This is a genomic window from Salipiger aestuarii (genome assembly GCF_003259905.1).
GTDB classification, from domain to species: Bacteria; Pseudomonadota; Alphaproteobacteria; order Rhodobacterales; family Rhodobacteraceae; genus Salipiger; species Salipiger aestuarii.
Genome location: NZ_QLMG01000086.1, coordinates 1 through 8,668, shown reverse-complemented (window position 1 = coordinate 8,668; position 8,668 = coordinate 1). Strand labels below are relative to the sequence as shown.

Here is an 8,668-nt window from a genome sequence, read left to right as displayed (position 1 = left end):
TCACTGCGCTCGGCATACCCGTCACAGAGACCGCGGGACAAGCGTGTCCGGGAAAAGGGGGACCTTGGCCGTCAGCCGTTTTGTGCAACAGAGCCTCGAGTGCCCCTTCAGGATCCTCAAGCGCCAGTTCTGCCGTGTGAAGATGCGCTATCGCGGGTTGTCTAGGAATCGAGCCCACCTGTTCACGCTCTTCGCCCTCGACAACCTGTTCATGACGCGCACCAGGCTGGAAACGCGAGGCGGAGCAAATACCGTTGGATTCTGACCGAGGTGCGCCCCAAGTGTCTTCAAGCGAAACGCTTAGCAAAGCGATAGCTGTTTGATCGGACGTTTCCTAAAGGAACAGGCCGTGCCGCATAAGGTCGGCATAGGCCTGCACCGCCGATTCCGGGACCTTGCCGGTGTTTTTGTGCTGCATCGCAACATAGGCGCGCGCGCCAAGCAATATGGCCACGGTGGCTGCCAGTTCGTCATCGGACATCCGGCGAAGGTGTCCGGCATCCATGGCGCGTTTCAGGGCGCGATGATAACCGTCGCTCAGCCGCTGGATATGAGCCTCATGGGCGGCCGGAGCGAAAACTTCTGCCTCGTAGAGGACCCGATAGAATCCGGGAGTCGACTTGAGGTAGTCGCAATACGCCCGGAACCTGGCGATTTCGCGTTCGATCCCGTTGCCGGCATCGGCAAGATCTTCCGTGATCTGGTCGGTCATCTGCTCCCCGACATAGGGCAGCAGCACATCAAATAGCGCCTGCCGATCCTTGAAATAGTTGTAGAACGTGCCGTGGGCGACGCCCGCAGCCTCCGTTACCTTGGCGATCGAGGTGGCGGCGTAGCCGGTTTCACCGACGATCTTCGCGGCCGCATCCATCAGATTGCGATAGGTCTGTTGTGACTTTTCGCCCCGCGTCAGTCTGGCCTTCTTGGGGGGCTGTTTGAACGTCCGGGGATCGGTCTCCGCTGAGGGAATAGCTTTCTGTTTCGGCACAGGTTCTCCTAGGGCGGTCAAAGGTCTTTCAGGGCTTCATCCCGCAGCACGCGCTTGAGAATCTTGCCAGAGGGGTTTCGAGGAAGCGCCGCAACCAGCTTCATGTCCTTGGGACATTTGAACCCGGCCAGATGGCTTCGGCAAAAGGCGTTCAGTTCCTCCATCTCCAACGATTGCCCGGCCTGCGGAACGATCACGGCCATCGGCACCTCGCCCCATTTCTCGTCGGGTTTGGCAATCACCGCCACGTCTGCGACCTGCGGCATCTGAAATATTACCCTTTCCAGTTCGGAAGATGCAATATTCTCGCCGCCGGAAATGATCATGTCTTTCTTGCGGTCGGTCAGATACAGAAACCCCTCCGCATCGAGATAGCCCATATCGCCCGATCGCAGAAATCCGTCAGTGTGCATGGCGGCGGCGGTGCGCTCGGGGTCTTTCCAATAGCCGCGTGTGACCTTGGGGCCGCGCATGCAGATCTCGCCCACTTCCCCGACCGGCAGGCTGGTGCCGGTATCGTCGCGGATCTCTACTTCGACCATGCTGACCGGACGCCCGACCGACCCGATCTTGTCAATCTCGCGGCCCGGCTCCATCAGCGTGTCGCCCGACACGGTCTCGGTCATGCCGTAGGCATCGACGTAACGGGCCTTGGCAAACAAATTGCCGAAATCGCGAATTCGCGCTTCGGGTGTGCGGTCGCCGCCCGCGATACACCAGCGCAGCGAGGTCAGGTCCGGCGGGGCATCCCGCGACAGGGCCAGAATTTCGCTGGTCATCACCGGCGCCAGCCAGATCCCTGTGATCCGTTCGTGCACAATGGTATCCACGACCTGCTGGGCGTCGAAATCCCTCAGCACGACCAGCGTTCCGCCCATCACATGGACCGCCATCCCCGGCAGATCGCAGGCGCCGACATGGTACAACGGGCCCACCATGCACAGCCGGTCCTGCGCCGTCAGTTGCAGTGACAGAATCATCTCCATGTTTTTGTAATGGAAATTGTCGTAGCTGTGTGTCACTCCCTTGGGCCGGTCCGTCGTGCCCGATGTATACATCAGCCGCATCAGATCGCCACCTGCACGCGGATGCGGCGTAACCGGGGGAACGCCGCTCAACGCCTGACGGGGATCCGCTTGGGCGGCGGTGTCTAGTACCACGAGTGGCCGGTCGAGCCCTTCCAGAACCGTCGAAAATTCAGCATCCGCCACCACCATATCCACACCGGCATGATTGGCGATATAGGCGATTTCCTCTCCAGCAAGGCGAAAGTTCATCGGCAGGCAGACCGCGCCGACATGGGACAGGGCGTAGGTCAGTTCGATAAAGGCGGATGAATTCTTCATCACCAGGCCAACGATGCTGTCGGCGCCGATACCGCGTGCGCTGAGTCCGCCGGCCAGTTGGTGAACTCGCTGCTCCAGCGTGGACCAGTCCAGCCGTGACTCGCCGTAGATCAGCGCCTCGGCCCGGGGACGGGTCCGCGCATGAAAGCGCAACTGTGCCGACAGGTTCAGCATGTTTGGCTCCTTGGTCGTGACGCAACGGGGACAGGCGCGTCAGTACGAACGCGGCAAGTCCAGATTGACCGTCGCGATATAGTTCAGGATCATCTCTTCGGAGACCGGAGCAAAGCGGAACAGCCGCGCATCGCGCCACAGACGTTCGACATGCATTTCCTTGGAAAAGCCCATGCCGCCCATCACCTGCATGGACCGCTCGGCAACCGCGGAAGCGGCCTGCGAGGCCAGCAGCTTGGCGGCATTGCTTTCCGATCCGAAATGCAGCCCCCGGTCAAAGAGAGAAGCAGCCTTGAGATTGAGCAGCTTGGCCGCCTCAAGTTCCGCCCAATGCTGGGCCAGCGGGAACTGGATCGACTGATAGGCGCCGATCGGGGTCTGGCCGAAGACCCGGCGTTCCTTGGCATAATCCACACCCAGCCGCACCGCCAGTCGCCCCGCGCCGATCAATCCTGCGGTGGTGACGATGCGTTCGGTGTTCAGCACGTCCAGCAACTGATACCAACCCTTGTCCACATCGCCGATCAGTTCGTCGGAGCGGACGTGCACATTGTCGAAAAAGACCTGACTTGAGGGAAGCGTGTTCGTCCCCAGCTTGTCGATCGGAGTATGGCTGACGCCCTCGCGATCGGTGTCGATCATGAACAGGCTTATGCCGAGGGTCTTTTTCGTGGCCTTGTCGATAGGGGTTGTGCGGGCTCCTACCAGCATCTTGTGCGATTGCGGCACCCCGGTGATCCAGATTTTCTGGCCATTCAGTCGCCAGCCGTCCGCCTCGGCCACTGCCGTCGCGCGCATTTCAAGCGAATTGCTGCCCGCGTCGGGCTCGGTCAGAGCCATGCAGAACTGCATCTCGCCGCTGCACATTTTCGGCAACCATTCACTTTTCATTTGATCGGTGCCGTATTTCGCCACCGATACCCCGCCAAAGATCGGGTTGAGCATGAAGACCTGCGCCAGTGTCGCCCCGGCACCGGCGGCGCAAAGCTCCTCGATGATCAAGGCCACTTCGACCATGCCCAGGCCCGCGCCGCCCAGATCTTCAGGCAGCATGGCACCCGACAGGCCCGCGTCGCAGACCGCCTGCCAGCACTCCGTGGGGAAAGACTTGTTGGCGTCCTTCTCGCGCCAGTAATCGGGGCCGAAAGCCTCGCCGACCTTGCGGGCGGTCTCGATCATCAGCTTCTGTTCGTCGTTCAGTGTGAAATCCATCTCAGTCTCCGGCGTTTGGGTCGGCGGTGCCGCGCGCGGGGCGGAGCAGGCGCAATGGCGTTTCCAGAAGAGCAACAAGTTCCGCGAGGAAACGGGCGGCATCGGCGCCGTCGATGATGCGGTGGTCGCAGGCCAGCGTCAGGGTCATCTCACGCCGCAGGGCAGGCGCGCCGTTTTCGTCGGGACGAAACAGTTGGCGTTCGGCGCCAACGCCCAGGATCATCGCATTCGGCGGGTTGATGATCGGCGTCAGAGAGGTGACGCCCATCATGCCGACATTCGAGATCGAGATCACCCCGTCACCCACGTCGGATGCTCCCAGCTCGCCGCTGCGGGCGCGCGTGGCAAGATCCCGCGCCTGCGTCGCGATATCGTCCAACGCGGTCCCGCCAGCATCGCGGATAACCGGGATGCGAAGTCCGTCGGGCGTTTGCGTGACCATCCCGATATTCGCCTGGCTGAAGGCCACGATCTGATCGCCCGCCCAGATGCGGTTCATCGCGGGATGTTCGGTCAGGGCCACACCCAGCGCCCGGATCAGCATATGCGTGACGCTGACCCGCGGTGCATCCGGATCGGCGTTCAACTGCCCGCGCAGCCCGGTCAGAGCGCTCAACTCGGCCTCGTGCGAGACATAAAAATGCGGGATGTCGCGCTTTGCCGCGCTGACCCGCCGGGCCGTGGCCAGCCGCGCCGCGTCGGGGACAATTTCCCGCGCAGGGGCTGGCTCAGGTGCCGGGGTGGGAGCGGGCAGAGGGCGCGTCGACAGCTTCGCCGCGGCCTCGACATCACGCGCCTTGATCCGCCCCATGGGGCCGGTTCCCTCAACCGCATGCAGGTCCAGACCCTGTTTTGTCGCTATGCTTCTTGCCAGAGGCGTCGCAATGACGCGCAGCACATCGCCCTTGGTCACGCGGCCATTGCGCCCGGTCGGAGTGACCTGTTCACGCGCCAGATCATGTTCGGCCATCAGCTTGCGCGCCGAAGGGGCGTCTTCCGTGTCCGAAGCTGGGGCCGGGCGTGTGCTCTGCGTCTCCTCGCCCGCGCGGCCCGCATCCTTCCCCGCCTGCGCGAGCCGCGCGACCGGGCTGCCCACCGGCACGGTTTCGCCTTCGGGCACGAAAATTTTTGCCAGAACGCCGTCGGCTTCCGCTTCCACGTCGTTGGCGACCTTCTCGGTCTCGACCGTGAACAGGACGTCCCCCGCGTGGAACGCCGCGCCGGGGGCAACATGCCACTCGGTCAGCAAACCCTCCGTCATGGTCAGTCCGAATTTGGGCATAACGAGATCGGTCATGCCTAGCGTCCCTTGAAGGTTGCTTCGCGCTTTTCCAGAAAGGCGCCGCATCCTTCATGCGCATCGGCACTGTCCAAAACCAGCCCGATCATCGCCTGTTCATGGCGCAATGCGGCCGAAAGGGGCATGTCGCCGCCATCGGAAAGCGTGCGCTTGAGAAGCTTCAGAACCAGCGGCGACTTGTGGGCGATCTTGGCCGCTGTGTCGCGGACGCTGTCCATCAGCGTGTCGTGCGGAACAACGCGGTTCGCCAGCCCGACCGAGACTGCCTCTTCGGGGGTCAGCATGTCCCCGGTGTACATGATTTCCTTCGCCCGGCAGAGCGGCAATTGCCGGATGATCCGCTGCGTTCCGCCCGCGCCGGGGAACAGCCCCAGGGTGATTTCAGGCAGACCCAGCTTGGCCTTGTCCGACAGGATGCGGATATCGAGCGCGAGCAGCAGCTCGGTACCGCCGCCAAGCGCAAATCCGTTCACCGCCCCGATCGTGGGCTTGTCGAAGGTTTCGATGCGGCGGAACAGGTTGTGGATTTCCTCGGCGAATTCCTGGTAATGCGCCAGCCCCTGCCGCGAGTTCAGATCGGCGATGTCGCCCCCCGCGATGAACGCGCGACCGGCGCCGGTAAATACGAGAACCCGCACATCGGGGTCCGTTTCCACCTTGTCCAGCACAATGTGCATGGCCCGGATCGTCGGCACGTCCAGCGCGTTCAGCGTTTCGGCGCGGTTGATGGTGATCGTGGCAATCGCGTTTTCCACGTCGAGAAGGATAGGGTCCGTGCTCATGTGAATCCTCTTGAAACTAAGCCAGCGTCCGGCGGAGCGCTGCAACGATCCGGCTGGCATCGGGGCGATAGGCGTCTTCCAGGGTCTTGCCGAATGGCGACGGCGCAAAGGGCGCGCCGACACGCAGGATCGGCCCGTCCAGTTGATCGAAGCCGATGTCGGCCATGCGGGCAACGATCTCGGCCCCTACGCCGAAGGCTTCCACCGCCTCATGCGCGACCACAAGATTGTGGGTGCGCGTCAGGCTTTCCAGAACCAGGTCTTCATCCCAAGGCTGAATCGAGCGCAGGTCGATCACTTCAACCTCGATGCCCTCTTCTGCCATGGTCTCGGCGGCGGTTTCCGCCATGGCCACCGCAGCGCCGTAGGACACCACCGTGGCGTCGCGACCGGGGCGAACAATACGGCCCTTGCCGATCTCGATCGGCTCGCGGTCGTCGGGCAAATCGCCCTTCATGGCGTAAAGTGCCTTGTTCTCCACCACGATCACCGGATCGGGATCGTCAATGGCGGCCCGCAACAGCCCGTAGGCATCGGCGGGATTGGAGGGGCAAACAACGCGTAGCCCCGGCACATGCGCGAACCAGGCCTCCAGGCACTGCGAATGCTGCGGTCCGGCATTCAGCCCGCCGCCATGTGGCGTGCGCAGGACCATCGGAACCGATCCCTGACCGCCGAACATCGACCGGGCCTTGGCCGCCTGATTGACCAGCATGTCCATCGAAAGGGTGGTGAAATCCATGAACATGATTTCCACCACGGGCCGCATTCCGGTCAGCGCCGCGCCCACGGCCATGCCGGTGATCGCCGCCTCTGAAATGGGCGAGTCATAAACCCGCTCGGGACCAAATTTCTCCAGCAAATCGCGGGTCGCCTTGAACGATCCACCCGCCGCGCCAATGTCTTCACCGATCAAAAAGACCGTGGGATCAGCCTCCATTGCATCTGCAAGGGCTTGGTTGACCGCCTTGATATAACGTATCTCTGCCATCGTTCACCCAGCCACTTTTGTGTAGACGTCTGCAAGGATATCGGCGCTGCTCGGCAATGGTGCCTCAAGCGCGGCCTGTGTGGCGGCTTCGATTTCGGCATCGACCGCATCGGCGATCTCGGCCAACATCTCAGGGGTGCCACCGGCCTTCGCCATTGCCGACGCGCTCAGGCGTATCGGGTCACGTTCGGAGAGAGACGCGATTTCATCGCCGTCACGGTAATCCTGCCGGTCGCCTTCGAAATGGCCGCGCACCCGCGTTGTGCTGCATTCCAGAATGGCAGGCGCAGGGGTTTTCCGCATCGCCTTGACCAGCCGCGTCGATGCGGCCGCCACCTCGGCCACCACATTGCCGTCGACGGCGGAATACTGGATGCCAAAAGCCTTGGCGAGCTTGTCGAGACTTGTCGCCAGTTGTCGTTCGGTCGGGCTGAACTCTGACCAGCCGTTGTTTTCGCAAACAAAGAGGATGGGCAGTTTCCACAACGCCGCGAGGTTCAGGCATTCATGCAACACGCCTTCAGCCAGCGCGCCGTCGCCGAAATAGACCACTGCGACATGCCCCTGACCCTGCATCTTGAGCGCCAGGGCGCTCCCGGTGGTGATCGGCAGGCCGGCCCCCACAATGCCGTTTGCGCCCAACATCCCCTTGCTCAGGTCCGCCACATGCATGGAGCCGCCGCGGCCCTTGCACAGCCCCGTCGCCTTGCCCAGAATTTCCGCAAAGAACCCTTTCAGATCAACGCCCTTGGCCAGCGTGTGCCCGTGCCCCCGATGGTTTGACGACACGGTATCACGCTCCGTCAGGGCCTGAGAGACGCCCACCGGCACCGCTTCCTGCCCGATGGACAGATGCAGGAACCCAGGCACATGACCATCCGAGAACAGCTTCTGCAGCCGCTCCTCCGCGCGCCGGATCACCAGCATCTGGCGATGAAGTTTCGCACGGTCCTCGAGTTTCATGGATGTCTCCTTATGTTGAGAGAGACCATGCTAAAGCAGGAGAGCCTTGTCAACTAAAATGACTAGTGAATCATAATTCATCATGGAGGCCTCAGGGGCCAATCCCGGTCGGTTGGCAGATGGTCGCGGTCGCCCGATTCCGGATCTCCCGCGTAAATGGCTGGTATCAACGCCGCCGGGGAGAGAGAGGTGGTCGCGGAAATTTGGAGCAGTTGTCAGGGTGGATTGGATGGGCTCTGCTGGGCGTTGTTGCGCAAAGGACGTGAAGCGCGGAGTTCCCCGTTCCCCAGACGCACCTATCCCATACAGGTATACTGCGGCTGCCGGCCTTGCTTGCCGGTTGGCGGCGGCACCCACACCATGACCGGATCGAACCAGATGGTCAGAGAGCCACGCTGCTTCAGCGCTTCGTTGTAGGCCGGCCAGTTCTTGGTCTTGTAGCTCGGCGGAGTAGGTTTGCTCATGCAGACCAGATACCACGCTGGATTCACTAGATGAATCCCTCACCCTGCCTTTGCGCAACAAAGCCCCCGGCCACGCTCCCCCTTTTCCCGGCCACGCTTGTCCCGCGGTCTCTGTGACGGGTATGCCGAGCGCAGTGAAGCCGTTCATGACGGCGACACGAACCTGAAGCGCGGCGACTTGGCGGTCGGGCCCCCGCGCCATACCATAAGGCGTTGGCCCAGCAGCTTCATGCAGTGCATCTTGGTCTCGGCGCGACTTCGGCGATGGTAGCCGCCCCACTTCCGCCAGATCTTCCTGCCCAGGCGTTTGGATGCACGCAGGGCCGCGTTGCGGGCACCCTCGACCTTGATCCCGGTGCTGTCCGCTGCCCGGCAGGGCATTTCGCAGAAATGTCCCGAGAGGGGATCAAGAGGTGCAGCGGCCCCTCCGCCCCCCGATACGGGATGT

The 8,668-nt window shown here is 62.4% G+C and carries 7 protein-coding genes and 2 pseudogenes; all 9 read right to left on the bottom strand.

Annotated features, from left to right (window positions below):
• Nucleotides 1-334: 334 nt before the first annotated feature.
• Entirely contained in the window at nucleotides 335-988 is a 654-nt protein-coding gene (locus ATI53_RS22070) for a TetR/AcrR family transcriptional regulator (RefSeq protein ID WP_146609998.1), read from the bottom strand.
• 17 nt (nucleotides 989-1,005) lie between these two features.
• Nucleotides 1,006-2,508: an AMP-binding protein gene (locus ATI53_RS22065; protein ID WP_111551394.1), complete on the bottom strand. Its 1,503-nt coding sequence runs from the start codon at nucleotides 2,506-2,508 to the stop codon at nucleotides 1,006-1,008.
• Between the two features lie 39 nt (nucleotides 2,509-2,547).
• Nucleotides 2,548-3,720 carry an acyl-CoA dehydrogenase family protein gene (locus tag ATI53_RS22060; RefSeq protein WP_009502795.1) on the bottom strand — a complete coding sequence of 391 codons (1,173 nt, stop codon included), beginning with the start codon at nucleotides 3,718-3,720 and terminating at the stop codon, nucleotides 2,548-2,550.
• Between the two features lies 1 nt (nucleotide 3,721).
• On the bottom strand, nucleotides 3,722-5,017 hold the full coding sequence (locus ATI53_RS22055) for a dihydrolipoamide acetyltransferase family protein (RefSeq protein ID WP_111551393.1): 1,296 nt from the start codon (nucleotides 5,015-5,017) through the stop codon (nucleotides 3,722-3,724).
• Between the two features lie 2 nt (nucleotides 5,018-5,019).
• The gene (locus ATI53_RS22050; protein ID WP_009502797.1) at nucleotides 5,020-5,802 is read right to left on the bottom strand and encodes an enoyl-CoA hydratase/isomerase family protein; all 783 of its coding nucleotides are present in this window, start codon (nucleotides 5,800-5,802) and stop codon (nucleotides 5,020-5,022) included.
• Between the two features lie 16 nt (nucleotides 5,803-5,818).
• Nucleotides 5,819-6,793, bottom strand: coding sequence for an alpha-ketoacid dehydrogenase subunit beta (locus ATI53_RS22045; protein ID WP_009502798.1), 975 nt, complete (start codon nucleotides 6,791-6,793; stop codon nucleotides 5,819-5,821).
• 3 nt (nucleotides 6,794-6,796) lie between these two features.
• Nucleotides 6,797-7,756 (bottom strand): thiamine pyrophosphate-dependent dehydrogenase E1 component subunit alpha, encoded by a 960-nt coding sequence (locus tag ATI53_RS22040; RefSeq protein ID WP_009502799.1) that lies wholly within the window; start codon nucleotides 7,754-7,756, stop codon nucleotides 6,797-6,799.
• Nucleotides 7,757-8,064: 308 nt separating this feature from the next.
• A pseudogene (locus tag ATI53_RS22035) lies at nucleotides 8,065-8,220 on the bottom strand (IS5/IS1182 family transposase); the annotation flags it as partial.
• 100 nt (nucleotides 8,221-8,320) lie between these two features.
• Nucleotides 8,321-8,556 (bottom strand): annotated as a pseudogene (locus ATI53_RS22030) (IS5/IS1182 family transposase); the annotation flags it as partial.
• Nucleotides 8,557-8,668 lie beyond the last annotated feature (112 nt).